Here is a 25,736-nt window from a genome sequence, read left to right on the forward strand (position 1 = left end):
GCGGTAGCTCTGATATTATGGGTGATGTTTAGCCTGTTATTCGGACAAATAACAGGCACTAAAGAAGGGGAGCTGGATTCAATTTGACGCGTTGAAAAAATGACCTCAACCCTTTTGCGACACCCTCCTTGCGGCGGGGTTGTTCATTATAAAACAGGTGTTAAGAGTAGTAAAAACAACGATTAAAACCTTATTATACCAATTAAAATTAGAGGTTAAAAAATGGCTTTTAATAACAATTTAAAAGCTGCTCATCATAAAAATATTAGTGAAAAAGGATGAATGATAATATAGAATAGGTTAATCAGATAATATATTTGAAAATTAACTGATTTAAATAATGATTTTCAATCAGTGAATAAACTTTTTCATAAACCAATTAAACCAATTAAACCAATTAAACCAATTAAACCAATTAAACCAATTAAACCAATTAAACCAATTAAACCAATTAAACCAATTAAACCATCAATCATGAAAAATCGGAATAACAAATGTTCACTTATTACTGTCAGACTAGTATTTTTCCCGAAAGCCTTCGGCGATTTTTTCCAGCTCGTTCATTAAATGGATATCCCTGTCCGTTTCAGCTACATCATTGGGCTTGTTGTGATCCCAGTGTTTGATAATCGCGATTAACAGATAGGTGTTGGCGTCGAAAAAACCAAGGCAATAAACCAAAACATAACCACTGGTTCGTTTAAATTGCACCAGTTTGAGTGGAAATCCTTTGTCTTTGAAATGCAGGTGCTGCAATTCAAGGTAAGATCGATTATGCGTAAACCGGTAGGGAACGTCTCGACCAAAGGTAACGGGTAAGCCTTTTCCCTCTTTATAGGCCCGAAAGTCATCAACCAGCGCCTTGGTTTTCTGTTCGCCTAAAGCCTCTTTCAAAACACGGTGTGTGAATATTCTTATCACCGCAGAGTTTCCTTTTAATTACTTAGTGACTTTTCCGTTATTTTCTTTATTTCATTTTCACTAAGGTGAAAATGATCTGCTGGAGATGAAGGGCGCTGTTCATCACCAGCAGATCACTAAAGATTGGTCGTGTCTTTTCTTCGGAGAGATAGGTCTATATCTTACGACCATTCTTCGTCGTCCCCGGCCATCCCCTCTTTGATTTTTGCAGCCATCTTAGTGGCTATTTTATTCATATTTAGCCCTTCTCCGGTGAAATTGGCTGGGATGCTTTTCAACTCCGTACTTCCCCGTTGTGCATATTCACAAAATGCGCTCATCTCCTCAAAAAGTGCAGTAGGAACGGCGTAAAACTGGATCTGATTGTTAGATGAAACAGCAATAGCATCCCCCTGGGCTTCTGCTAGTGCTGCACTGGGATTGGATTTAAACTTACTGATAGCTGTTGTGTAGCCACACATGACTTTCTGCAACATGGTAAACCTCCGTTCAGAAAAATTATAAAATATACTAAATATAGGGCTAAATATAGCTCTATATTTAATCTGAAACCAGTATCTTGTAGACCGTTTATCGGCCTATCTTTAGCTGTTTGGCAATCTTTGAGGTTTCCATAGACAAAGAGTTTCAAGAAACCGACTTTAATAATGTTTTCAACCGGGGAATAAACTTTTTCATAAACCGATTAAATCATTAAAAATAGGGGTAACAAAATCCGCAAGCAAATGATTTAAATGAATATTAACCAGGTTATTTGCGACATTATTATGTTGCATTTATTATGCAAAACCAACACCTTCAATACGCGGGTTTAAATTTTTTTACATTGATTTAATCATTCCAATAACGTTGTTTTTCTACGGTTTTATTTAAACGTTTAAATGCCCGTTTAACCTTTCTGGCTGATTAATCTGCCAGACTTTTACCATCGTTGATGCAATAAAGTATTATTAAAGCATTAGAGAAAACTAATCAGCCGATAACACACTATCTAAAGTTTCCGATGACGCGAAATTTTAAATGGGTGGGTCAGCAGCCTGAGTTCCCTCAAAAAGAGGGAACTATCAGTTGGGAAATCAGAACTTCTGGGAGATACTGAATTTAATGTTACGCCCAACCCCGGAAACAGATTCACTGAGATATGGGGAATAATCATGATTAAACAGGTTATTTACTGTTACACGGGCTTCAAGACCTTGCTGGAAATCAGGTTGCCAACTGGTGAATAAACCGTGCAGAACGTAACCTTGGCTTTTGGGTATTGACCAGAGTACCGCCATTGGGTCTCCATCTTTAGGCGATCTGTCTTGCTTACGGACAAAATCGCCGGTCCAGCCCATTGCCATCTGCCATTGAGGGATTTTTACGCCTAACATGGCGCGGGCAGAGGTGGGGGGAATTTCCGCAATCCAGGTTTTATTACCCCAAGGATCGCGTGGTGAAGCATCTCTCTGACCACGGATAGTTGAGTAAGAAAGTTTTCCAAACAGGTAATCGCTGTCGTAGAAAGTCTCGATTTCCAGCCCCTGAATGGTGTATCCCGGTAAATTACGGTAGTTGGATAAAGGCTTTCCGCAATCCGGTGATTTACACACGACTCCACGACGGACAAATATTTCATCCTTGCCTCTGTTACGGAATAAAGTCGTACGGATTTGCAAACTATCTTGGTCTGCCAGCAGGTTATTGAAATTCAGAATCGCACCGAAGCGTAAACCCGTCACTCTTTCTACATCTAAATTACGGCTGGTGGCCGTGACACTCGCTTGTGCATATTGCATTTCATACTGTTCATCCACGAGTGGCGCACGCCATGTCCGGCTGACATCCGAAAATAGTGACAGGTTTTGCGTTGCTTTCCACATGATACCGAAATGAGGAGACCAACCGGTATAGGTGACGCTGCTGTAATCATGGCCTACATTTGGTGAGCTATCATTGTAGATTGCAGCGATATTTGGCTTGCCGGTATTGGTGATATGGTCATAGCGAATACCGGGTGTCACAGTAAGGTTGCCGATAATCATTTCATCCTGCAAATAGAAACTACGCGTTTTTTGCTCTCCTGAGGGCATATAGGTCGGCTGAAAATAGCCATAATTATAGTCAGGTCTTTTGTCCTTGCTTTTATCATGTATAAGGGTATTACGTTGATTTTTATGCCAACGAGCTCCAATGAGTAATGTGTGTTCTATTGGCCCGGTTATAAAAGCACTTTTATTATTTAAATCTGCTAAGTTATCCACATAGTCGATCCAGCTTTCATTTCCCAATGAACCAAGAAAACCGCTGTGGGCTTTTTCAGAGCGTTTATCATGCTGTTCTGTTTTCGAATAGGCATAGGTTGCTGTCAGGTTAAGTAATGGATTGTCTTCCGGTGCGATATTCCACTTGGCGGTGTAGTTTTGATCCGTTTGATCACGATAAACCAACTTACGGCGCCAGGCTTCATTCCAACCATATTTTTCAACGTCGGATTCTGACGGAACGACTATTTCATCGCGTTTTGCTGCCCATGGCTGCCAACCAGCAGAATCAGAACGCATAGCAGAAAGTGTCAATGTGTGAGTATCATTCAGGTAAAAATTAGTTTTCAGTAAATAGGATGCCTGATCACTTTTAGAGAAAGCAAAACGAGTGCCATCTGGCCGCTTAATGTTGCCGCCATCCCGTTTACTCATATATAACAAGCCGTCAGCAAAGCCTTCTTTTGTCCGGCCATAGATTGCGCTGCTATAAATATTTTGCCGGTCATTGGTGTGATAGCTGTATTTCAGTAACCCACCAAAATCTTCTCCTGGCTGTAATAGATCATTTGCATCTTTAGTGATAATTTTAACTGTTCCGCCAAATCCGCCATTACCGTCAAGCAGGTTATGTGGGCCTTTGTCGACATCTATCTGTTTGATTAATTCCGGCTCAATAAAGATAGATCCCTGGAAATATTTTTCAAAGCCTTTTGGTGCATCATCCAGTGTGATTTTTATGTCTTCTGTATCACCCATTCCCCAGATGTTCAGGGTTTGACCTCCTGGGCGGGGCGAGCCTGACATAGAAACGCCAGGGAGTTGATTGAGTAACTCGGCGATATTGTCTGCCTGGGTACGCTCAATATCCGATTTTCTTAATACAGAACTTCCAGCGTTGACGCTATTGTTTAATTCTCCAATAACGGAAAGCGTGGGAAATGCAATCACTTTCTCTGGCTTTTCTAATTTCTCTGCTGCTTTTTGTGTTTTATTCTCCTGTGCTGCCAGATAACCGGGCAGGCCGGTACTAAGAACAATCATGCCTGATAAAGCGTAACGAACAGTGCGATTAATTTGCTGTGTTGTTACTGGTACGGATGCTTTTTGTTGTTTCCCGTGATTTTTCATTGCCATAACTACCTTTGGAATGTAATTAAATAAAAGAACCTGCTTAAACAGGTCACTTGACGAAGGGAATCGGACAGAAAAAAGTTAATAACGGGATTAACTTTTTTTTCTGATTGATCTTAATAATGAATAACTGTATGTTTATACAGTTTATGATGATTGGTCAAAGCAAAATGCGAAAGATTATTCATGTGGATCAGGAATATATCCATCCATTACTGGATAAACCGGATTTACTCCAATTGGCTCAGAAAACATGGGTATCCCGACGGAAAGGGCGCGGAGTTCGTTTAGTGGGCCTGCATGTGACTTTGCTGGACCCACAAATGGATCGGCAACTTTTGCTTGAATGGTAATTTCCCCTGCGACTACAATCGGAGCAGGGGAGATTTGATTAAGACTTTTCAGGAATAGCTTTCAAGACTGCGGTCAGTAGTTGCCAATATTGCCCAACACTTTTGATGTGAACCTGTTCGTCAGGGGAGTGAGCACCCGTGATAGTTGGCCCGATAGAGACCATATCCATATCAGGATAAGGTTTCTTAAACAGGCCACATTCCAACCCTGCGTGAATCACCATAATATTGGGTGTTTTATCGAACAGCTGTTGATAAGTTTCACGTACCAGGTGCATAACCGGAGAATTTGCATCCGGCTGCCAGCCTGGATAATCGCCTTTAGCGGAAATTTCAGCGCTTGACAGTTTTGCCAGGGAAGCGAGCATACCTATAATATAGGATTTGCCGCTGTCGATAAGCGAACGGATCAGACAAATAATATTGACTTTATCCTGTTCCATCGCCACAACGCCCACGTTGAGAGAAGTTTCTACTACGCCTTTGATGATGTCACTCATACGGATAACACCGTTGGGTGTACTGTTCAGCAATGAGATAAAACGGTTCTGGCAATCATCCGTCAGTGCTTGAAGATCGGTTTCAACCTCTTCCAACAATACAGTCAGATTTTTCTCGACCATGGCATATTCATTTTTCAAGATCCCCAGGTATTTATCTTTCAGTTGAGTCAGCTGCGCTGTTTTATCGGTGGGGACGGCAACAATAACATGACCTTCACGTGGAATGGCATTACGCAGCGTACCGCCCTGGAATTCAAGCAGTTTTAGCGCCAGTTCCTCAGTATGGGCAGCCAGGAATCGTGCCAGTAATTTGTTGGCATTACCCAGCCCTAAATGAATATCACAACCTGAATGCCCGCCTTTCAGACCTTTGATGGTGAGTTTTAGTGTTTTGTAGTGAGACGGAACCGCTTCACGGGTAAGTGCTAATGTTGTGGTGAAATCGATACCTCCGGCACAACCCATGTAGATTTCGCCTTCTTCTTCTGAATCGGTATTGATTAAAATATCAGCTTGCAGCCAGCCCGGTTGCAGGCCAAAAGCACCATCCATTCCGGTTTCTTCCGTCATGGTCAGTAAAACTTCCAGAGGGCCATGTTTTACATTGTCATCAGCCAGCACCGCCAATGCTGATGCCAGGCCAATACCATTATCTGCACCCAATGTTGTACCCTGTGTAGTAACCCATTCACCATCGATATAAGGGCGGATAGGATCTTTTGTGAAGTCATGTTCTGTATCGTTGTTTTTCTGTGGCACCATATCAAGGTGAGCTTGCAGCACAACCGCTTTACGATTTTCCAGCCCTTTACTGGCTGGCTTTCTGAGCAGAATATTGCCAACTTGATCGCGTTCAACGTGCAAGCCTTTTTCCTGCGCCCATTGAACAATGTGGGTCGCCAGCGCTTCTTCATGATAAGAAGGGTGAGGAATAGAGCAGATTTTAGCAAAGATGTCCCACAGAGGCTGAGGGGATAATTGTGATAGTTCTGACACGACGAATCTCCTGTGACTGCATCTCAATAAGATGGAAATACTACTCTCTACCAGAGACATAGGTTTTATTATTACAAGCGATTAACACTTTGATGCTATTGAGTTCAGAATACCACTTTCTTTTGGTAAGGATAATGTGATTCATCGATTCCCTGTTTCCGCTGGTTTTTGCTGACCTAAATCAATATAATCTCGCGCAACTTTTTCTGTGAAAACTCTTTTCTGAAATATTCTTAAGTTGCCGGGATCCATTCTTATGAGCGAAAAATATGTCGTAACCTGGGATATGTTGCAAATACATGCCCGTAAATTGGCGCAACGTTTACTCCCTGTCGAACAGTGGAAAGGCATTATTGCTGTCAGTCGGGGTGGTCTTGTCCCTGGCGCTCTCCTGGCGCGTGAATTGGGTATCCGTCATGTAGATACTGTCTGTATTTCCAGCTATGACCATAATAATCAACGCGATCTGCAAGTGCTGAAAAAAGCAGAAGGTGATGGTGAAGGTTTCATCGTTGTCGATGATCTGGTTGATACCGGGGGCACCGCTCAGGTTATCCGTGATATGTATCCAAAAGCGCATTTTGTGACTATTTTTGCCAAACCGGCGGGTCGTCCTCTTGTTGATGATTATGTTGTTGATATTCCGCAAGATACTTGGATCGAGCAACCTTGGGATATGAGCGTAGTATTCATTCCGCCAATTTGTGAAAGTAAATAAAATCAGCATTTGTTATGGCAAATCAAAATCTTTCAGAATCACTTTTTAAGCCAAGACAAAAGCATCAGGAAACTTCCACGCTGGTAAAGCACCGCCATCCCCGGCTGATTGTCGGTAATTACAATACGTTGGATGGTAATAGTCATGGGCGCTGGTATCGTATGATTAACCGGCTGATGTGGATTTGGCGGGGAATTGATCCTTTTGAGATAGAAGAAGTCTTGTGCCGGATTGCCATGACAAACGCTCAACGCAGTGATGATAATTTACTGGATACGGTAGTTGGGTACCGTAAAGGTAATTGGATTTTTGAGTGGTCACATCAGGCGATGCTGTGGCAACAGAGAGCGTTACAGACAGAACAGACCGCTGAAGCCGGGAATTTCTGGTTGAAAGCGGCCAATTTGTATAGCATCGCCGGTTATCCTCATCTCAAAGGTGATGATCTGTCTCAGCAGGCCGTTGTTTTGGCAAATAAAGCCTATGAAAATGCGGCCCGGTGCTCTGACTATCAGTTGAGGAAGATAGAGTTCAAACTGAAAGAGGGCGGTTGTGTAACTGGCTTTCTACATTTGCCTCAACGACCACAAGGACCCTCTCCAACTATTCTGGTGTGTGGTAGCTTAGATAATTTGCAAAGTGATTATTATCAGTTATTCCGTGATTATCTGGCGCCTTTGGGATTTGCCATGCTGACTGTGGATATGCCTTCAGTGGGTTACTGCTCACGTCTGCGATTGACACAGGATACTTGTACTCTTCATCAACAAATAATCCATCAACTGGATGACATCCCTTGGATTGACCATACACGGGTTGGCGTTTTGGGTTTCCGTTTTGGTGCTAATATTGCTGTCCGCCTGGCATATTTGGAATCTAAGCGTATCAAATGTATTGCGACTTTTGGCGCTATTGTCCATGAGTGGCTCAATAGCGCTGAACGCCAGCAAAATGCTCCTGTGATGTATCTGGATATGTTTGCCAGCCGGATGGGTATTTATAACGTGGATGAAAATGCGTTTCGCTTCGAACTTGGTTGTTATTCCCTTAAAAAACAAGGCCTGTTAGGCCGACGTTGTTCCGTTCCTATGCTAGCTGGTTACTGGCAGAATGATATTTTCAGCCCGAAGGAAGAATCAAAGCTGATAGCAATGTCATCAATGGACAGTAAATTATTGACTATTCCGGCAACACCTGTTTACAGCAGCTTCAATAAGGCATTACAGGAAACCAGTCAGTGGTTGAAAAATAAAATGGGTTAGTTGAGATTGAGGGCATAAGTTTATTTTGAACTCACCTTTTTTCAATTTATCGTTATGCCTGTTGGCATAACGCTTCTCTCCTGCTAAAACTGAACGCTGTTTTTTCAAATTAAATATAACGGCAAAAATATGATGAATGGTAGCCAAACATTGGTTGTGAAGCTGGGGACAAGTGTATTGACCGACGGCTCTCGTCGTCTGAACCGGGCTCATATTGTCGAGCTGGTACGCCAATGTGCTCAACAACATGAAAAAGGCCACCGTATTATTATTGTAACTTCCGGTGCTATTGCGGCTGGCCGGGAACATCTGGGATATCCGGATTTACCTGCAACTATTGCTTCTAAGCAATTGCTGGCGGCAGTAGGTCAAAGCCGGTTGATTCAGCTGTGGGAACAGTTTTTTTCTATTTACGGTATTCATGTTGGTCAAATGTTACTGACCCGTGCGGATTTAGAAGATCGGGAGCGTTTTTTAAATGCCAGAGATACCTTAAATGCCCTGCTTGATAATCGCATTGTTCCGATAATCAATGAGAATGATGCGGTTGCAACCGCAGAAATTAAAGTGGGTGATAATGATAATTTATCTGCACTGGCGGCAATTCTGGGGGGAGCAGATAAACTGTTATTATTGACTGATATTGAAGGGCTATATACCGCTGATCCGCGTAGCAATACGAATGCAGAACTTATTCCGGAAGTCCATGACATCAGCGACGAATTACGTATGGTTGCAGGTGATAGCGTTTCTGGTTTAGGGACGGGGGGAATGGCGACTAAGCTTCAGGCCGCGGGTATTGCAGGCCGGGCCGGTATTGATGTCATTATTGCTGCCGGTAACAAACCTGATGTTATCGCGGATGTTGTTGAAGGTAATTCGGTGGGGACTCGCTTTCATGGGTTGGAAAGCCCGATGGAAAATCGCAAGCGTTGGATTTTTGGTGCCCCTCCTGCCGGTGAAATTATTGTTGATCACGGTGCTGAAACAGCAATCTGTGAAAAAGGCAGCTCTTTGTTGCCGAAAGGGATTAAAAATATTAAAGGTGATTTCTCCCGTGGAGAAGTTATCTGTATTCGTAGCCTGTCTGGTAAGGATTTGGCGCACGGCGTTTGCCGTTATAACAGTGATGCTCTGCGTTTGATTGCAGGCCACCATTCACAGCAGATAAACCAAATTCTCGGTTATGAATATGGCGCTGTTGCAGTTCATCGTGACGACATGATTGTGAGTTAAGGATTCATAATGTTAGAACAAATGGGAAAGGCCGCCAAAGAAGCTTCATGGCAATTGGCACTGCTCAGTACGAAACAGAAAAATCAGGCATTAATCCACATTGCAGATTTGCTGGAGCAGAAAAATACAATCATTCTCGACGCTAATCAGCTTGATATGGCTCAGGCTCGTGAACAGGGAATGAGTGAAGCGTTGTTGGATCGTCTGTTACTGACACCAGAACGTTTGGCAGCGATAGCTAACGATGTTCGCCAGGTGTGCCGTTTAACTGACCCGGTAGGGCAGCTCATTGATGGCGGTCTGCTTGATAATGGTTTGAAGTTAGAACGCCGCCGTGTACCGCTTGGGGTGGTTGGGGTGATTTATGAAGCCCGTCCTAATGTCACTATTGATGTTGCGTCTCTGTGTTTGAAAACAGGTAATGCCGTTATTTTGCGTGGTGGTAAAGAAACTCATAACACCAATCAGGCAACAGTGAAAGTCATTCAGCAGGCACTCGAGCAGAGTGGGTTGCCTGCCGCAGCAGTGCAGGCGATAGATAAACCCGATCGTGAATTGGTTACTCAGCTACTGAAAATGGACCGTTATGTGGATATGCTGATTCCACGCGGTGGTGGTGGGTTGCATAAGCTTTGCCGTGAGCAGTCGACCATTCCGGTTATTACTGGTGGTATCGGTGTCTGCCATACTTTTGTCGATGAAAGTGTTGATTTTGATAAGGCATTGACTGTCATCACTAACGCTAAGGTTCAACGACCAAGTGCCTGTAATGCTTTGGAAACGTTGCTGGTACATCAGAAGATCGCGGCAGATTTTCTGCCTGTACTGAGCCGGAATATGGCAGGGCAAGGTGTTACCCTTCACGCGAGTAAATCAGCAATGGAATTTTTGCGGGAAGGCCCGGCAAAAGTCGTGGATGTGGCAGAAGCAGATTACAGCGATGAGTGGTTATCTCTGGATATGAATGTGGAAATTGTCAGTGATATTGACAGGGCAATTAGCCATATCCGTACATACGGCACATCCCATTCTGATGCGATTCTGACTCAATCTTTGCATAATGCTGACTATTTTGTTTGTCAGGTAGATTCTGCGGCGGTTTATGTGAATGCCAGCACGCGTTTTACTGATGGTGGACAGTTTGGTTTGGGGGCGGAGGTTGCCGTCAGTACTCAGAAACTGCATTCCCGTGGTCCAATGGGATTAGATGCGTTGACTACGTATAAATGGGTTGGTTATGGAGATGATTTAATCCGTAGGTAATCGGTTTATTGTTACCCCAGAAGTGTATCTGATTCATTGATATATCGGTAGGATCATGCTTTGGGGTAGCTTTTTCCATATAGATTAACTTTTGATTTTACGTTGATGTAAAGTTCTGGTTACTATAGGTGTTAATATATTTTTAATGATGAAATTTACCAAGGATATCAGGCAATGAACCCAATATTGTTTATTGTAGGTGCACGTGGGGCAGGAAAAACGACAGTTGGAAAACTATTAGCCAATGAATTATCGTACACATTTATTGACACCGATCATCATATCCAACAAACCAGTAATATGACCATTGCGGATATTGTTAACCAGCAAGGCTGGCAGCAATTCCGACAATTGGAAAGTAAGGTTTTACAACAAGTTAGTCAAAGTAACCGGGTTATTTCCACCGGGGGTGGGATTATTCTTTCCGCTGAAAATCGCCAATATATGCGACAAAATGGTACGGTGATTTATCTTCAGACTTCCGCTGACATATTGGCTGAACGATTAATGCAGCAGCCGGAAAGTACTCAACGCCCCAGTTTAACTGGAAAATCTATTGTTGAAGAAATGGAAGAAGTACTCACCGCCAGGGAAGCACTCTATTGTGAGTGTGCAGATCATATTATTAACGCGCAACTTTCACCGGAAAAAATTATAGCTTGTGTAAAAGAGATGATTCTTCCCAGAAGAATATCCTGATACTTTTTTATTTAAAAAATATTACAGTATCGAGTGATAAATAACATCTTCTATTTATTTTTCAAATGGGTTGAGATACGAATATGTTGTTTAAATTTCTAAAGTTTGTTTTTCGTTTAATGTTCCGTTTGACGATAGAAGGAGATATTAAACAATTTACCTACCCAAAATGCCTTATCACACCTAATCATGTCTCTTTTCTTGATGGTGTTTTGCTAACACTTTTCTTACCTGTCAGGCCGGTATTTGCTGTTTACTCCGATATTGCAAACCGGGGTTTTATGAAATGGGTGAGGCGCTATGTTGAAATAGTTCCTCTGGATCCAATAAGTCCAATGGCCGTCAGGGGGCTGGTCAAAGAAATAGGTAAAGGAAGACCGATAGTTGTCTTCCCGGAAGGGCGAATTACGGTTACAGGTTCTTTGATGAAAATCTACGATGGGGCGGCTTTTATTGCCGCTGTGTCGGGAGCAATGGTGGTGCCTGTCCGCATTGAGGGGTTGGAACAAACGATATTCAGCCGGTTAAAAGGTATCTTCAAACTTCATCTTTTTCCGAAGGTGACAATAAAAATTCTGCCTGCCACACAATTGCCAATGCCGGATGCACCTAACGCGGACCAAAGACGCCGTTTGGCGGGAGAACGCTTGCATGAAATTATGATGAGTGCGCGAATGGCGACTCGCCCGCAAGAAACAATATTTGAATCTTTACTGGTTGCACAAAAACGATTTGGCCGTTTTAAGCCCTGTATTGAAGACGCTTCTTTTAAAGAAGATAGCTATAACAGTTTGCTTACGAAAACGCTGGGTATTAGCCGTATTCTGCAACGTTTTTCCTGTCGGAATGAACGGATTGGTTTTCTTTTACCAAATACCACTATTATGGCAGCGGCTATATTTGGGGCGTCTTTGAGAGGAAGAATTCCCGCCTTATTAAATTATACAGCAGGGAGTTACGGGCTGAAAAATGCCATAATAACCGCCAGTATCAAAACGATTGTGACTTCCCGGCAGTTTCTAAAAAAGGAGCAGTTAACTCATCTATCTGAGCAAATTACTGAGGTTAACTGGGTTTATCTTGAGGATTTGAAAGGTACAGTGACTCTTCTGGATAAATTATGGATCTTGTGGCACCTCTTTTTCCCGAAACAAGCGATGGTGGCACAAAAGCCAGATGATGATGCATTAGTGTTGTTTACGTCCGGTTCAGAAGGTGTACCAAAAGGTGTGGTTCATAGTCACTCTAGTTTGTTGGCAAATGTGGAACAGATAAAAACCATTACTGACTTCAATCCACTTGACCGTTTTATGTCTTCTGTACCACTGTTTCATGCATTTGGACTGACTGTTGGCCTATTCACTCCGTTGTTGACGGGGAGCCGGTTATTCCTTTACCCAAATCCACTGCACTATAGAGTGGTACCAGAATTGGTATATGAACGTAACTGTACCGTATTATTGGGCACATCTACTTTTCTGGAGAATTATGCCTATTTTGCCCATCCCTACGATTTTGCACGTCTTCGCTGTGTGATGGCGGGTGTTGAAAAGCTCGCTGAGAACACTAAATGTGTTTGGCAAGATAAATTCGGGATCCGTATTCTGGAAGGGTATGGAATGACAGAATGTGCGCCTGTCGTTGCATTTAATGTGCCAATGATGGCTAAAGCCGGTACTGTTGGGCGAATTTTACCGGCAATGGAGTTCCGTTTGATTCCGGTGGCAGGTATTAGGGAAGGGGGATGTTTGCAACTGCGTGGCCCGAATGTTATGAAAGGATATCTGAGGGGGGATGATCCAAATCATTTGGAACGTCCGTCGGCAGAGGATGAGCATGGGAATGTTCAGTGTGGCTGGTTCGATACTGGAGATATTGTTTCAATTGATGAACAAGGATTCTGCACTGTTCTTGATCGAGTGAAACGTTTTGCTGAATTGTCAGACGAAATGGTGCCACTGGACAGTGAAGAAACTTGCATTGCAAGTCTCTCCTGATGCCATACATGTTGCTACAGTTAAGGGTGACCATAGCAAAGGAAAAATATTGGTGCTGTTCACTACTGATTCGAAACTTGAATACTCATTAATGCTTCAGACAGCTCAGGAATAATAATTGTGAATGTATCTTCTGTTGTTGATCAACCGCTATTAACCCGTGGCATGAAAGCCGTATTGGTATCACAGTTTTTTTCGGCTTTTGCGGATAATGCTCTGTTGTTTGCGATTTTGGCACAGTTGAAAGCCCAGTTTTATCCTGACTGGAGTCAGCCGATATTGCAGATAGTGTTTGTCCTTGCGTATATCCTGTTGGCGCCTTTTGTCGGGCGAATAGCAGATCGTTTTCCAAAAGGTCGTGTGATGCTGTTTGCCAATAGCTTCAAGCTATTAGGCGCGCTGAGTATTTGCCTGGGTTATGATCCATTTTTTGGCTATGCTTTGGTTGGGATTGGGGCAGCAGCATATTCACCGGCCAAATACGGAATCTTGGTTGAATTGACAGATGGCGATCGCTTAGTGAAAGCTAATGGTTTGCTGGAGGCTTCAACCATAGCTGCTATTCTCACAGGTTCTGTAGCGGGTGGTTTGTTGTCTGATTGGAGCCTGACCGCTGCATTATTTACTTGTGCGCTGATATACGGTATTGCTGTCATTGTTAATTTCTTTATCCCACGATTATCGCCAGCCTGCCAGGGTAAGGGCTGGAGCCTGAAAAAGATGCTGACAGATTTTACTTCAGCTTGTTGTATTCTTTGGCATAACAAAGAAGCACGATTTTCTTTGGTTGGAACCAGTCTGTTTTGGGGCGCGGGGATCACATTGAGATTTCTGTTGGTTTTATGGGTGCCTGTTGTTTTAGGAATTGTTGATAACAGTACACCAACAGCACTCAATGTGATGGTTGCTATCGGGATTATTATCGGCGCAGGGATTGCTGCCCGTTTTATCACACTGAAAACCGTTCGCCATTGTATGCCTGCCGGTATTTTAATTGGTGTGTTGGTGGTAATTTTTACTGCTCAGCAGAGTCTCTGGGTTTCTCACGTCGTACTCATTATTCTTGGCATTTTTGGTGGCCTGTTTGTCGTTCCTCTGAATGCGTTATTGCAGGAAAGTGGCAGGCAAACAGTTGGGGCCGGCCATGCTATCGCCGTACAGAATTTGGGTGAGAATACCGCCATGTTACTGATGCTTGGCCTATATTCATTGGTCATTAAAATAGGTGTCCCGGTTGTCATCACAGGGGTAGGTTTTGGTGTGCTGTTTACTTTGACAATCACCGGTTTGTGGATTTGGAACCAGTTTCAGAAAAATTGATCTTTTACCGGATAAAGGTGTGTTTATGGATGAAAAAATTCTGACTCAGCTTAGTATTGAACTGGGAATGAAACTGCAACAGCAGAAATTGTGGGTGACCTGTGCTGAATCTTGCACTGGTGGCTGGCTGGCGAAAGCAATCTCAGATATTGCCGGTAGCTCTGCTTATTTTGACCGGGGTTTTGTGACATACAGTAATAAAGCCAAACATCAGATGCTTGGTGTATCAGAAACTACTTTACAGCAATATGGCGCTGTCAGTGAACAGGTTGTGAAAGAGATGGCAGCAGGGGCATTGAAAGCAGCGCACGCGGATCTGGCAGTTTCTGTCAGTGGTATTGCTGGGCCTGATGGTGGCAGCGAAGAGAAGCCTGTTGGCACAGTGTGGTTTGGGTTTGCATATCGCACAATAAATGGGATAGAAATTGTATCCCGTCATTGTTGTTTTAACGGTGATCGAAATGAAATACGCCTTCAATCCGCAATGTATTCTCTGAAGACATTGTTATCAGAGATTATAAAAAATTAGCTTGATGCTGTATGACTATACAGTATAATTGCAGGCAACATGTTGGTATTAAAAATTATTCATCGGCAGTGAGGTAACCCTTTCATTGCTTACGAGGGAGTAAAAATGGCTATTGATGAAAATAAACAAAAAGCACTGGCAGCGGCACTGGGCCAAATTGAAAAACAGTTTGGTAAAGGTTCCATCATGCGTCTGGGCGAAGACCGTTCAATGGACGTTGAAACTATCTCCACTGGCTCACTGTCACTGGATATTGCATTAGGTGCTGGTGGCTTGCCGATGGGACGCATTGTCGAAATCTATGGCCCGGAATCTTCTGGTAAGACAACGCTGACATTACAGGTTATTGCCGCAGCACAACGTGAAGGTAAAACCTGTGCGTTTATTGATGCTGAACATGCCCTTGATCCTGTCTATGCGAAGAAACTGGGTGTTGATATTGATAACCTGTTGTGTTCTCAGCCAGACACCGGAGAACAGGCTCTTGAGATTTGTGATGCGTTGACACGTTCCGGCGCGGTTGATGTCATTATTGTCGACTCCGTTGCGGCTTTAACACCAAAAGCTGAAATCGAAGGAGAAATCGGTGATTCTCATATGGGGTTAGCTGCTCGTATGATGAGTCAGGCAATGCGCAAACTGGCGGGTAACCTGAAAAGTTCCAATACGCTTCTGATCTTTATCAACCAGATCCGGATGAAAATTGGTGTTATGTTCGGTAACCCCGAAACTACAACCGGGGGTAATGCGCTGAAATTCTATGCTTCTGTACGTCTGGATATTCGCCGCATTGGTTCTGTGAAAAGTGGCGAAGAAGTCGTTGGTAGCGAAACTCGTGTTAAGGTTGTGAAAAACAAGGTGGCAGCGCCATTTAAGCAAGCAGAATTCCAGATTATGTACGGTGAAGGCATCAACACTTATGGTGAATTGATCGACTTGGGTGTGAAACATAAACTGGTGGAAAAAGCAGGTGCGTGGTACAGCTACAATGGTGATAAAATTGGCCAGGGCAAAGCGAATGCGACTATTTACTTGAAAGAACACCCTGAAATTGCTACTGAGCTGGATAAAAAATTACGCGAAATGCTGCTACACAATGCTGGAGAATTCAGCAGCGCTGCTGCTGATTATGAAGACAACGAAAACGAAGAGTTGAATAACGAAGAATTCTAATCTGATTATATTGATAGCCTGTATTTTAGTATTAAAGCTGTAAAAGTTGTGTCACCAAACTTATAACCGCGTTAATAATGACGCGGTTTCTTCTCTCAAAAAGCAAGTATTATGCATATTATGCGATCATGCTTTCAGAAAATACCCAGACGATTTACAATGCTGCCAGCGAATGGATGTATCTGGGATTTTACTTCTAATGGAAGAAATTTTATCTTATCCCCACTTTGTTTATTCGTGAGTTGAAAATAGGTGATGAAATATTCCACCTAACCAATTCATAAATCTGTTTTTTCCAGCTTGATTTTGGGACAATTATGAGCAAAAGCACCGCTGAGATCCGTCAAGCGTTTCTCGACTTTTTTCATACTAAAGGGCATCAGGTAGTACCAAGCAGTTCTTTGGTGCCAAATAATGACCCAACACTGCTGTTTACCAACGCAGGGATGAACCAGTTTAAGGATGTATTTCTTGGGCAGGACAAAAGATCTTATTCCCGAGCAACAACTGCTCAGCGCTGTGTTCGTGCCGGTGGTAAACATAATGATTTAGAAAACGTAGGTTACACCGCACGTCATCATACTTTCTTTGAAATGCTGGGTAATTTTAGTTTTGGTGATTACTTCAAACATGATGCTATTAGCTATGCTTGGGAACTTCTGACCGGCAAGGATTGGTTCAATTTGCCTAAAGAAAAATTATGGGTGACTGTCTATCAGACTGATAATGAAGCCTATGATATCTGGCAAAATGAAGTTGGAATACCCGCAGAAAGAATTATCCGTATTGGTGATAACAAAGGTGCACCTTATGCATCAGATAACTTCTGGCAAATGGGTGATACCGGTCCTTGTGGCCCTTGTACTGAAATTTTTTATGATCATGGTGATCATATCTGGGGTGGCCCGCCAGGAAGTCCAGAGGAAGATGGTGACAGGTATATTGAAATCTGGAACATCGTCTTTATGCAGTTCAATCGTCGTGTTGATGGCACGATGGAGCCGCTGCCAAAACCATCCGTAGATACCGGTATGGGGCTGGAGCGTATTGCTGCTGTATTGCAGCATGTTAATTCCAACTATGAGATTGATCTGTTCCGTGAGTTGATTGCTGCTGTGGCTGGTGTCACAGGTGCTACAGATGATCTGAGTAATAAATCTCTGCGGGTTATTGCCGACCACATCCGTTCATGTGCGTTCCTGATTTGTGATGGTGTTATTCCTTCCAATGAAAACCGTGGTTATGTTCTGCGCCGTATTATCCGCCGGGCTATCCGTCACGGTAACATGTTGGGTGCTAAAGATACCTTCTTCTATAAATTGGTTGCTCCATTGATAGAAGTGATGGGCGCTGCGGGAGAGGAACTTAAGCGTCAGCAAACCATTGTTGAGCAGGTTTTGAGAACAGAGGAAGAGCAATTTGCCCGTACTCTGGAACGCGGTCTTCAATTGCTGGACGATGAACTATCAAGACTGTCCGGTGATATTCTGGATGGTGAAACCGCCTTCCGTCTGTACGATACCTATGGCTTTCCTGTGGATTTAACCGCTGATGTTTGCCGTGAGCGTAATATTAAGGTGGATGAAGACGGTTTTGCAGTTGCAATGGAAAGTCAGCGTCGTCGGGCTCGTGAATCAAGTGGTTTCGGGACTGATTATAATGAGTTGATCAAAGTTGATGAACGCAGTGATTTCTCTGGTTACGATCATAACGAACAGCAAGCAGTAGTAACAGCCATCTTCCGTAATGGCGAATTAGTCAATCAAATTCAAGCTGGTGAAGAAGCGATTATTATACTGGATCAGACCACTTTTTACGCAGAGTCCGGTGGGCAAGTTGGTGACAGGGGTATTCTGAGCAATAACGATTGTGTTTTTGATGTTGCTGATACACAAAAATACAGTCGGGCTATCGGTCACATCGGTAAGCTTGCAAAGGGTACCTTAAGTGTAAACCATAAGGTCAATGCTGTTATTGATATAGAACGTCGTGATGCAATCCGTTTGAATCATTCAGCAACCCATCTGTTACATGCTGCATTACGTCAGATTTTAGGCGAACATGTATCTCAGAAAGGCTCCTTGGTTAACGATAAATATCTCCGCTTTGATTTTTCTCATTTTGAAGCAATGAAACCGGAGCAGATCCGTCAGGTTGAGGATTTGGTTAATGCTGAAGTTCGTAAGAATTCACCGATAGTGACTGAATTGATGGATCTGGAAGCGGCAAAAACCAAAGGCGCTATGGCACTGTTTGGTGAAAAATACGAAGAGCAAGTTCGTGTACTGTCAATGGGGAATTTTTCCACTGAATTATGTGGCGGGACTCACGCAAGCCGTACTGGTGATATTGGTTTATTCCGTATTACTGCTGAATCTGGAACTGCTGCGGGTATCCGTAGGATTGAAGCAATTACAGGTAAAAAAGCGTTGGAATCTGTGCACCAACAAGCTAATTTGCTTCAGGATATTGCTCAATTGGTGAAAGGTGATATCAATAACCTGAGTGAAAAAGTACGGGTAACACTGGATAAAACCAAAGCACTGGAAAAAGAGCTCCAACAGCTTAAAGATCAACAGGCTATACAGGAAAGCTCTTCTTTGGCAAGTAAAGCAAAAGACTTTAACGGTGTGAGGTTGCTGGTTAGCCAGTTGAGTAATACAGAGCCTAAAATGCTGAGAACTATGGTTGATGATCTAAAAAATCAACTGGGTTCAGCAATTATTGTGCTTTCTACTATAAGTGATGATAAAGTCAGCCTAATTGTTGGTGTCACAAAGGATCTGACTGCTAGAATAAAAGCAGGTGAGTTAATTTCTTCTGTAGCTCAACAAATCGGTGGTAAAGGTGGTGGTCGCCCTGATATGGCCCAAGCAGGTGGTCCTGATGTTAAAGCGTTGCCTTCTGCTTTAGATAGCGTGGAAGAGTGGGTAGCATCGCGGCTTACCTGAATTACCTGAGTTTGGAGGGCACCATGATAGTTGCTTTTATGGTGCCTTGAAATCTTGTTGTGAAATTGTTAAAAGGTTGAGCGCACATTTATTTATTTTGGCTAAACTATATATGTAGGAAATGCGCTCAAAATTGCTTATACTTTAAGCATATAACATTGTTTTACGTTTTCACGGTGTTTGGATGGATAATAGCGGGGAAACCTAAAGACCCGACTCTTTTAAATTTTCAAGGAGCAAAGAATGCTTATTCTGACTCGTCGAGTTGGTGAAACGCTCATGATAGGCGATGAGGTAACAGTTACAGTACTGGGGGTTAAAGGTAACCAAGTTCGTATTGGTGTAAATGCCCCTAAAGAAGTTTCTGTTCACCGTGAAGAAATTTATCAGCGGATTCAGGCCGAAAAATCTCAGCCAACAACTTATTGACCCTAAGTTGGCGTCCTATGTCAGAACCGGGCGCCATTTTTGAGGTATTTCCTCTCTGTTAGTAGCTTGCTCCCTTTATTCTTAAATTTTTACCTATCATCCCCTCTTTTTTGTTTTTCTATCGTAAGAAAAGGCAGCGCCCATGATGTTATTGTGGGAAATAATGGCTTGGGCTTGCATACACTTCAATTGAAGGTAGGATAATTTACTGCTGACAAAATACACTTTTTGTCGTCAAACCATCCATCTTGTGTGTGAAGTATCCAAACAAACACAGATTTAGAAAAATTGTTTGACTTATAAGTCTGGGAAAGTAATATGTGCGCCACGCAGTGACGAGGAGCTTAAACAAAAGTTCTGAGCCACAGTTCGAAAAATAGCTCGAAAGAAAGCGTACGGTGAGATGGCCGAGAGGCTGAAGGCGCTCCCCTGCTAAGGGAGTATGCGGTCAAAAGCTGCATCGAGGGTTCGAATCCCTCTCTCACCGCCATTTTAAGACCACGCATCCATAGCTCAGCTGGATAGAGTACTCGGCTACGAACCGAGCGGTCGGAGGTTCGAATCCTCCTGGATGCACCATAATTAGCCTTGAGATGAAGTTATCTAAGGCACCATTCAGGTAATCAAAGCAACTACTGCCTTTTACCAGAGTAACAAACTGACCACGCATCCATAGCTCAGCTGGATAGAGTACTCGGCTACGAACCGAGCGGTCGGAGGTTCGAATCCTCCTGGATGCGCCATATTAACCTTGAGATGCAATCATCTGAGGTACGATTCAGGTAATCAAAGCAGCTGCTGACTTTTACCAGAGTAATAAACTGAACATGCATCCATAGCTCAGCTGGATAGAGTACTCGGCTACGAACCGAGCGGTCGGAGGTTCGAATCCTCCTGGATGCACCATAATTAAGCCCGTCTAAAAAACGGTGCTCAGACTACTGACGAACCTCATTCAAAATAATGGGGTTTGTTTTTCCATTATGAAAAATCGGGGGACTATTTTCCTCATTAAGCCGGCTTGATCACCCACCTTGGCGCCGTTTTAGCCCCGGCAATATAAGTCTCCCTGCTATCCACAGATAAAAATAACACAGCGTCGCGGTCAGCAGCGCTATCTTCTTGATATTTTGGGCTGTTGCCGCCAGCAGACACGGTGTCTGAACTTTCAGTAACCCACGGAAATGCGCATAACGGTGCCCATGATGTTGCTTCGCATCCGCAAAACTGCGCTCTATCGTCTCTTTTCGTCGCTTGTAAACCTGCGCCACTCCGGGCAATGTCCACGACAGCCAGCTTTTTCTTTATCTGTATTACTGTAACCAGCCCGCCCCGCCCTTTGTATGGCACTGAAATACTTTTGCTTATATATCTAATCAGCGACAATTTGACTTGTTTAAGATAAAGTAAACCCTTATAAAAATTCTTCTAAAACACTACGGGAGGTCGAATTGATCCCGGACGTATCAAAGGCTCTATCATGGCTAGAGGCGCATCCGACAATTTTAAAGGGAATTTGTCGCGGTGTTGAGCGTGAAACATTGCGTGTTACTTCGGATGGTGGTTTGGCAGCAACGGGGCATCCTAAAGCACTTGGCGCAGCGCTTACGCACAAATGGATTACGACTGATTTTGCAGAGTCATTGCTAGAATTCATAACACCAGTTGATGATGACATAAAATATACTATTTCATTTCTTAGCGATATTCATCGTCATACGGCGCGTGTTCTGGATGAAGAAAAAATGTGGCCTTTGAGTATGCCATGCTTTATTGATGCGGAAGAGAACATTACTCTGGCTCAATATGGCACATCGAATATTGGTCGCTATAAGACGTTATATCGTGAAGGGCTGAAAAACCGTTATGGTGCTTTAATGCAGACTATCTCTGGGGTTCATTATAATTTTTCATTACCGATTGAGTTTTGGCAGGCATGGGCTGGCATTGAAGATGCAGAGAGTGGTAAAGAGCGGATCTCTGATGGCTATTTTCGTTTGATCCGTAACTATTATCGTTTTGGATGGGTGATTCCATACTTGTTTGGCGCTTCTCCTGCAATTTGTTCTTCATTCTTGCGTGGCAGGGAGACTTCTTTGCCTTTTGAACGCATAGAAAATGGGGCTTGTTATCTGCCTTATGCTACTTCATTAAGAATGAGTGATCTGGGATACACCAATAAATCACAGCGTGATTTGAATATTACGTTTAATAACCTTCGTACCTATGTTGAAGGGCTGAAAAAAGCGATTTACAAACCGTCTGACGAGTTTGCTAAATTGGGCATTAAACAAGACGATAAATATATCCAACTCAATACAAACGTCTTACAGATTGAAAATGAGTTATATGCGCCAATCCGGCCTAAACGTGTAGCAAAGGGGAATGAATCGCCTTCTGATGCTTTGTTACGTGGAGGGGTGGAATATATTGAAGTTCGCTCATTGGATATTAATCCGTTTACGGCGATTGGGGTCAATGAAACCCAAATTCGCTTTCTTGACCTATTCTTAATATGGTGTGTGCTTGCTGAAGCGCCGGAAATGAGTAGTGATGAGTTGGAGTGTTGCCGTAAAAACTGGAATAGAGTGATCCTTGAAGGGCGTAAACCAGGGCAGATGATTGGCTTTGGTTGTGGTAGCGTAGAGGAACCATTAGCTAAAGTTGGCAAAGAATTATTTAATGACTTGAAACGGGTTGCGGAAATACTGGATAGTTGTTCTGGTACGCAATATCGGAAGGTTTGCGAAGAATTGATTGCTATGTTTGATGATTCATCACTGACTTTATCGGCTCGTGTGCTGGAGAAAATGAAGACTCAGGGCATCGGTGGCTTTGGGCTGGAATTGGCAGATAAATATCATCATCAATTAATCAATGAAAAATATGAGGTTATTAGCGACAAACAGTTCGCTATTGAACGCAGGGCTTCCTTGGAGAGACAAGACGCGTTGGAACATGAAGATACCATCAGTTTTGATGAATATCTGAAACAACAGGCAGGATGCTAGAGAAGAAAATGGCCACTAATAATAGTGACCAAATAAAACCTTCTGGAAAAATAGGAATGGTAATAATTGCGCGTCTTTCACTCTTTACGACCGATGGTAGATGAAAAGGTTTCATTTGCCTGTAAAAAAAGCTGAATTTTTTGTGGAGATGAAGAAATGCCTTTACTGGATAGTTTCACTGTTGACCATACCCGTATGGTTGCACCAGCTGTCAGAGTTGCTAAGACCATGAAAACGCCTCATGGTGACACCATCACGGTTTTTGATTTACGCTTCTGTGTGCCAAATAAAGAGGTTATGCCTGAGAAGGGTATTCATACACTTGAACATTTATTTGCTGGTTTTATGCGTAACCATCTCAATGGTGATGGTGTTGAAATTGTTGATATATCACCAATGGGGTGTCGAACTGGTTTTTATATGAGCCTGGTTGGTGCGCCAGCAGAAATACGTGTTGCTGAAGCTTGGAAAGCAGCAATGGCCGATGTATTGAAAGTGAAAGATCAGAATCAGATCCCAGAATTAAATATTTATCAATGCGGTACTTATCACATGCATTCACTGACAGAGGCTCAGGATATTGCCCGCCATATTCTTGATTCAGATGTTCGTATTAATAAGAATGATGAACTGGCATTACCAGAAGAAAAGCTGACAGAATTGCATGTATAGCTCTATAACAGCAATGAGATTTCGAATTTTTTCAATGAGATATTAGCAAAAATATACCGTTGGGGGGAGTTGTAGCATACCTCCAACGGTATGGATCTTAAGCGGTCATTTAAGCTGTTTGTGCTTTTTGTCCAGCAAGTTGGTTGATGGGCGTGACTCGAACTTGTTTAATGACATTATCGTTCACAGAAAGCACTTCAAAATTATATTTGCCAATTTGCACTTGTACATTCAGTGCAGGTATTTCTCCTAACTCTTCAAGCACCATACCATTAACTGTTCGTGGTCCCTCAACAGGTAATGCCCAGTTAAAAGCTTTATTTAATTCACGGATGTTGGCTGTCCCGTCAACTAAAATAGTACCGTCGCTTTGAGGTGAAACTTCTTCAGCCAGAGATGGAGACATTGATGTTGTAAAATCACCGACGATCTCTTCAAGAATATCTTCAACAGCTACCAGCCCTTGAATATCACCGTATTCATCAACGATAAGTCCGGCTTTTTCCTTATTGCGTTGGAAGTTTACCAGTTGAACATTAAGTGGGGCGCTGATCGGGATATAGTAAATTTTATCCGCTGCTTTAATCAGGTTTCTTTTGGTGAATTCTTTTTTTTCCGTCATCAGTCGGTAAGCTTCACGTACACGGAGCATACCAATGGCATCATCAAGTGAATCACGATAAAGCACGATCCGGCCATGAGGTGAATGAGTTAACTGACGTATGATGGATTTCCAGTCATCATTAATATCAATACCAACAATTTCATTACGGGGAACCATAATGTCGCCGATGGTGACTTTTTCCAGGTCTAAAATTGAAATCAGCATATCCTGATTTTGCCGTGATAGCTTGGCATCTGATTCATTCACAATAGTGCGTAGTTCATCTTTACTAATTGCATCATTGTGGTTGGTAGGGTGTTTGATACCGAGGCAACGCATTAACAATAAGGTAATTTTATTTAGCAGCCAAACTAACGGCATCATGATTTTTTGTAATGGGCACAGCAGGAAACTGCTCGGAAAAGCGATTCTTTCAGGATAGAGAGCGGCTATAGTCTTCGGCATAACTTCAGAAAATATCAGCACGATAAAGGTCAGAACACCTGTTGCGATAGCGACCCCGACATCACCATAAAGGCGCATACCAATGATGGTAGCGAGTGCAGAGGCTAGAATATTAACCAAATTGTTGCCGATAAGAATCAGGCTTATAAGCCGGTCAGGATGACGAAGCAATAGTTCAACTCTGCGTGCAGAATGGCTTCCTTGCTTTGCCAGATGACGTAAGCGGTAGCGGTTCAGTGTCATCATACCTGTCTCAGAAGCGGAGAAGTACGCTGAAACGAGAAGCATAATGATTAAAATGATAATTAATGTGCTTGTTGAGACATGCTCCAAAACAAAATTCCTTCCAAATATTGATGCTGATTGGACATCATGTTTTTAATAAATCATGATTTCTTGCAATAATCGATTGCCAAAATAGGCAAGTGTCAGGGTAAATGCACCAATCAGATTAAACCAAATAACTCGTTTGCCACGCCATCCATCATGGTAGTGGCCCCATAGTAAAACAATGTAGACAAACCACGCGATGATAGACAGAACTGCTTTATGGATATTCTCCTTACTGAAAATATTATCCATATAGAGGATGCCGGTGCAGAGTGTCAGAGTCAGTAATATTACGCCAACCTGAGTGATATGAAACATTTTGCGTTCGATGAACATTAGTGGGGGCATATCCGGAGTAAAAGTCAGTTTTTTATTTTTAAGCTGATGATCCAGCCACCCAAGTTGTAAAGCATACAGTGCAGCGATAAGCAAAGTCGCATAGCCAAGCAGGGCCAAGCCGATATGAATAGATAATTCAAGGCTGGCTTCCAGATGAGTAATGAATTCACCGGGCATAAGGCTGGCTAATGCCAGATTTATCATGGCAAAACTATAGACAATGGGCAGTAGGAACCAGGCACGGCCGTGGGAAGCGACAATTGTCATTATGATACAGATAAGTAAGCTGACAATAGAACCCAGATTCAAGAGTGTGAGATTCTGCCCACTGCTGACGTGAAAGATCTTGTATTTAAGCGCAATTGCATGACAAATTAAAGCGACAATCGCTGAAAGCAATGCCAGTCTGCGGTATCCATTTGGTTTCCGCAGTAAGCCGGGAATAATCAGTACCAGGCTGAGTAAATAAGCGAATAAAGCAATTATAGAGAATACTGGCATAGCGTTAGTCGTTTTAGCGATAATTTTCGGTGAATTAAAGCTTAAGTATAGCGCCAGCAAGGGTAGCCTCCAACCGTTGTTAAT

The 25,736-nt window shown here is 42.9% G+C and carries 18 protein-coding genes, 4 tRNA genes and 3 pseudogenes; 18 read left to right on the forward strand and 7 right to left on the reverse strand.

What is annotated here, in order from left to right:
• Positions 1-516: 516 nt before the first annotated feature.
• From C5470_RS18665 to C5470_RS18675, 3 genes are all read right to left on the reverse strand, one after another.
• Positions 517-921: a type II toxin-antitoxin system YafO family toxin gene (locus tag C5470_RS18665; RefSeq protein WP_166291200.1), complete on the reverse strand. Its 405-nt coding sequence runs from the start codon at positions 919-921 to the stop codon at positions 517-519.
• Between the two features lie 161 nt (positions 922-1,082).
• On the reverse strand, positions 1,083-1,397 hold the full coding sequence (locus tag C5470_RS18670) for an antitoxin of toxin-antitoxin stability system (RefSeq protein WP_166291202.1): 315 nt from the start codon (positions 1,395-1,397) through the stop codon (positions 1,083-1,085).
• A gap of 600 nt (positions 1,398-1,997) precedes the next feature.
• Positions 1,998-4,298, reverse strand: coding sequence for a TonB-dependent hemoglobin/transferrin/lactoferrin family receptor (locus C5470_RS18675; RefSeq protein ID WP_166291239.1), 2,301 nt, complete (start codon positions 4,296-4,298; stop codon positions 1,998-2,000).
• 197 nt (positions 4,299-4,495) lie between these two features.
• On the opposite strand from C5470_RS18675, the pseudogene C5470_RS18680 reads away from it, so the two are divergent.
• Positions 4,496-4,654, forward strand: a pseudogene (locus C5470_RS18680) (DNA polymerase IV); the annotation flags it as partial.
• 38 nt (positions 4,655-4,692) lie between these two features.
• Here the strand turns inward: C5470_RS18680 and pepD are convergent.
• Complete coding sequence (pepD, locus tag C5470_RS18685) at positions 4,693-6,153, reverse strand: beta-Ala-His dipeptidase (RefSeq protein WP_162524252.1); 1,461 nt, start codon at positions 6,151-6,153, stop codon at positions 4,693-4,695.
• A 256-nt stretch (positions 6,154-6,409) separates the two neighbouring features.
• Here pepD and gpt point away from each other — a divergent pair, with 256 nt between their 5' ends.
• From gpt to C5470_RS18760, 15 genes and pseudogenes are all read left to right on the forward strand, one after another.
• The gene (gene gpt, locus C5470_RS18690) at positions 6,410-6,871 is read left to right on the forward strand and encodes a xanthine phosphoribosyltransferase (protein WP_036850100.1); all 462 of its coding nucleotides are present in this window, start codon (positions 6,410-6,412) and stop codon (positions 6,869-6,871) included.
• 14 nt (positions 6,872-6,885) lie between these two features.
• The gene (gene frsA / locus C5470_RS18695; RefSeq protein ID WP_166291204.1) at positions 6,886-8,133 is read left to right on the forward strand and encodes an esterase FrsA; all 1,248 of its coding nucleotides are present in this window, start codon (positions 6,886-6,888) and stop codon (positions 8,131-8,133) included.
• Between the two features lie 132 nt (positions 8,134-8,265).
• Positions 8,266-9,369 (forward strand): glutamate 5-kinase, encoded by a 1,104-nt coding sequence (proB, locus tag C5470_RS18700; RefSeq protein ID WP_166291241.1) that lies wholly within the window; start codon positions 8,266-8,268, stop codon positions 9,367-9,369.
• A gap of 9 nt (positions 9,370-9,378) precedes the next feature.
• Positions 9,379-10,632, forward strand: coding sequence for a glutamate-5-semialdehyde dehydrogenase (proA, locus tag C5470_RS18705; RefSeq protein ID WP_166291206.1), 1,254 nt, complete (start codon positions 9,379-9,381; stop codon positions 10,630-10,632).
• A 174-nt stretch (positions 10,633-10,806) separates the two neighbouring features.
• Positions 10,807-11,331: a shikimate kinase AroL gene (gene aroL / locus C5470_RS18710; protein WP_166291208.1), complete on the forward strand. Its 525-nt coding sequence runs from the start codon at positions 10,807-10,809 to the stop codon at positions 11,329-11,331.
• Between the two features lie 83 nt (positions 11,332-11,414).
• Positions 11,415-13,440 (forward strand): annotated as a pseudogene (gene aas, locus C5470_RS18715) (bifunctional acyl-ACP--phospholipid O-acyltransferase/long-chain-fatty-acid--ACP ligase); the annotation flags it as partial.
• A 53-nt stretch (positions 13,441-13,493) separates the two neighbouring features.
• Positions 13,494-14,648: a lysophospholipid transporter LplT gene (lplT, locus tag C5470_RS18720; protein ID WP_207627046.1), complete on the forward strand. Its 1,155-nt coding sequence runs from the start codon at positions 13,494-13,496 to the stop codon at positions 14,646-14,648.
• A 25-nt stretch (positions 14,649-14,673) separates the two neighbouring features.
• Positions 14,674-15,177 (forward strand): nicotinamide-nucleotide amidase, encoded by a 504-nt coding sequence (gene pncC, locus C5470_RS18725; RefSeq protein ID WP_166291212.1) that lies wholly within the window; start codon positions 14,674-14,676, stop codon positions 15,175-15,177.
• A 105-nt stretch (positions 15,178-15,282) separates the two neighbouring features.
• Positions 15,283-16,350, forward strand: a complete 1,068-nt coding sequence (gene recA / locus C5470_RS18730; RefSeq protein WP_166291214.1) for a recombinase RecA — start codon at positions 15,283-15,285, stop codon at positions 16,348-16,350.
• Between the two features lie 317 nt (positions 16,351-16,667).
• Positions 16,668-19,301 carry an alanine--tRNA ligase gene (gene alaS, locus C5470_RS18735; RefSeq protein ID WP_036850117.1) on the forward strand — a complete coding sequence of 878 codons (2,634 nt, stop codon included), beginning with the start codon at positions 16,668-16,670 and terminating at the stop codon, positions 19,299-19,301.
• Between the two features lie 243 nt (positions 19,302-19,544).
• The gene (csrA, locus tag C5470_RS18740) at positions 19,545-19,730 is read left to right on the forward strand and encodes a carbon storage regulator CsrA (protein ID WP_002209449.1); all 186 of its coding nucleotides are present in this window, start codon (positions 19,545-19,547) and stop codon (positions 19,728-19,730) included.
• Positions 19,731-20,127: 397 nt separating this feature from the next.
• Positions 20,128-20,220, forward strand: a tRNA-Ser gene (locus tag C5470_RS18745).
• 12 nt (positions 20,221-20,232) lie between these two features.
• Positions 20,233-20,309: transfer RNA gene (locus C5470_RS18750), tRNA-Arg, on the forward strand.
• A gap of 87 nt (positions 20,310-20,396) precedes the next feature.
• Positions 20,397-20,473: transfer RNA gene (locus C5470_RS18755), tRNA-Arg, on the forward strand.
• An 86-nt stretch (positions 20,474-20,559) separates the two neighbouring features.
• A tRNA-Arg gene (locus tag C5470_RS18760) sits at positions 20,560-20,636 on the forward strand.
• Between the two features lie 119 nt (positions 20,637-20,755).
• On the opposite strand, the pseudogene C5470_RS18765 reads toward C5470_RS18760, so the two are convergent.
• A pseudogene (locus C5470_RS18765) lies at positions 20,756-20,995 on the reverse strand (transposase); the annotation flags it as partial.
• A gap of 186 nt (positions 20,996-21,181) precedes the next feature.
• Between C5470_RS18765 and gshA the strand changes: the two are divergent.
• Together gshA and luxS are read left to right on the forward strand one after the other, a co-directional pair.
• A complete protein-coding gene (gene gshA / locus C5470_RS18770) occupies positions 21,182-22,741 on the forward strand; it encodes a glutamate--cysteine ligase (protein WP_166291216.1) in 1,560 nt (519 codons plus the stop codon).
• Between the two features lie 156 nt (positions 22,742-22,897).
• Entirely contained in the window at positions 22,898-23,413 is a 516-nt protein-coding gene (luxS, locus tag C5470_RS18775) for an S-ribosylhomocysteine lyase (RefSeq protein WP_166291218.1), read from the forward strand.
• A gap of 109 nt (positions 23,414-23,522) precedes the next feature.
• Here the strand turns inward: luxS and C5470_RS18780 are convergent, their stop codons facing one another.
• Positions 23,523-24,815, reverse strand: a complete 1,293-nt coding sequence (locus tag C5470_RS18780; RefSeq protein WP_166291219.1) for an HlyC/CorC family transporter — start codon at positions 24,813-24,815, stop codon at positions 23,523-23,525.
• A gap of 45 nt (positions 24,816-24,860) precedes the next feature.
• On the reverse strand, positions 24,861-25,652 hold the full coding sequence (locus C5470_RS18785) for a cytochrome C assembly family protein (protein WP_166291243.1): 792 nt from the start codon (positions 25,650-25,652) through the stop codon (positions 24,861-24,863).
• Between the last annotated feature and the right edge of the window lie 84 nt (positions 25,653-25,736).

The sequence above is a fragment of the Photorhabdus stackebrandtii genome (assembly GCF_011189495.1).
Taxonomy (GTDB): Bacteria; Pseudomonadota; Gammaproteobacteria; order Enterobacterales; family Enterobacteriaceae; genus Photorhabdus; species Photorhabdus khanii.

Bases quoted from the DNA above. Each gene is read 5' to 3' on its own strand.
- luxS (WP_166291218.1), top strand. From the start codon at position 22,898: ATGCCTTTACTGGATAGTTTCACTGTTGACCATACCCGTATGGTTGCA.
- pncC (WP_166291212.1), top strand. From the start codon at position 14,674: ATGGATGAAAAAATTCTGACTCAGCTTAGTATTGAACTGGGAATGAAA.
- gpt (WP_036850100.1), top strand. From the start codon at position 6,410: ATGAGCGAAAAATATGTCGTAACCTGGGATATGTTGCAAATACATGCC.
- proA (WP_166291206.1), top strand. From the start codon at position 9,379: ATGTTAGAACAAATGGGAAAGGCCGCCAAAGAAGCTTCATGGCAATTG.
- alaS (WP_036850117.1), top strand. From the start codon at position 16,668: ATGAGCAAAAGCACCGCTGAGATCCGTCAAGCGTTTCTCGACTTTTTT.
- lplT (WP_207627046.1), top strand. From the start codon at position 13,494: ATGAAAGCCGTATTGGTATCACAGTTTTTTTCGGCTTTTGCGGATAAT.
- csrA (WP_002209449.1), top strand. From the start codon at position 19,545: ATGCTTATTCTGACTCGTCGAGTTGGTGAAACGCTCATGATAGGCGAT.
- C5470_RS18785 (WP_166291243.1), bottom strand. From the start codon at position 25,652: ATGCCAGTATTCTCTATAATTGCTTTATTCGCTTATTTACTCAGCCTG.
- frsA (WP_166291204.1), top strand. From the start codon at position 6,886: ATGGCAAATCAAAATCTTTCAGAATCACTTTTTAAGCCAAGACAAAAG.
- proB (WP_166291241.1), top strand. From the start codon at position 8,266: ATGAATGGTAGCCAAACATTGGTTGTGAAGCTGGGGACAAGTGTATTG.
- C5470_RS18670 (WP_166291202.1), bottom strand. From the start codon at position 1,397: ATGTTGCAGAAAGTCATGTGTGGCTACACAACAGCTATCAGTAAGTTT.
- aroL (WP_166291208.1), top strand. From the start codon at position 10,807: ATGAACCCAATATTGTTTATTGTAGGTGCACGTGGGGCAGGAAAAACG.
- recA (WP_166291214.1), top strand. From the start codon at position 15,283: ATGGCTATTGATGAAAATAAACAAAAAGCACTGGCAGCGGCACTGGGC.
- C5470_RS18675 (WP_166291239.1), bottom strand. From the start codon at position 4,298: ATGAAAAATCACGGGAAACAACAAAAAGCATCCGTACCAGTAACAACA.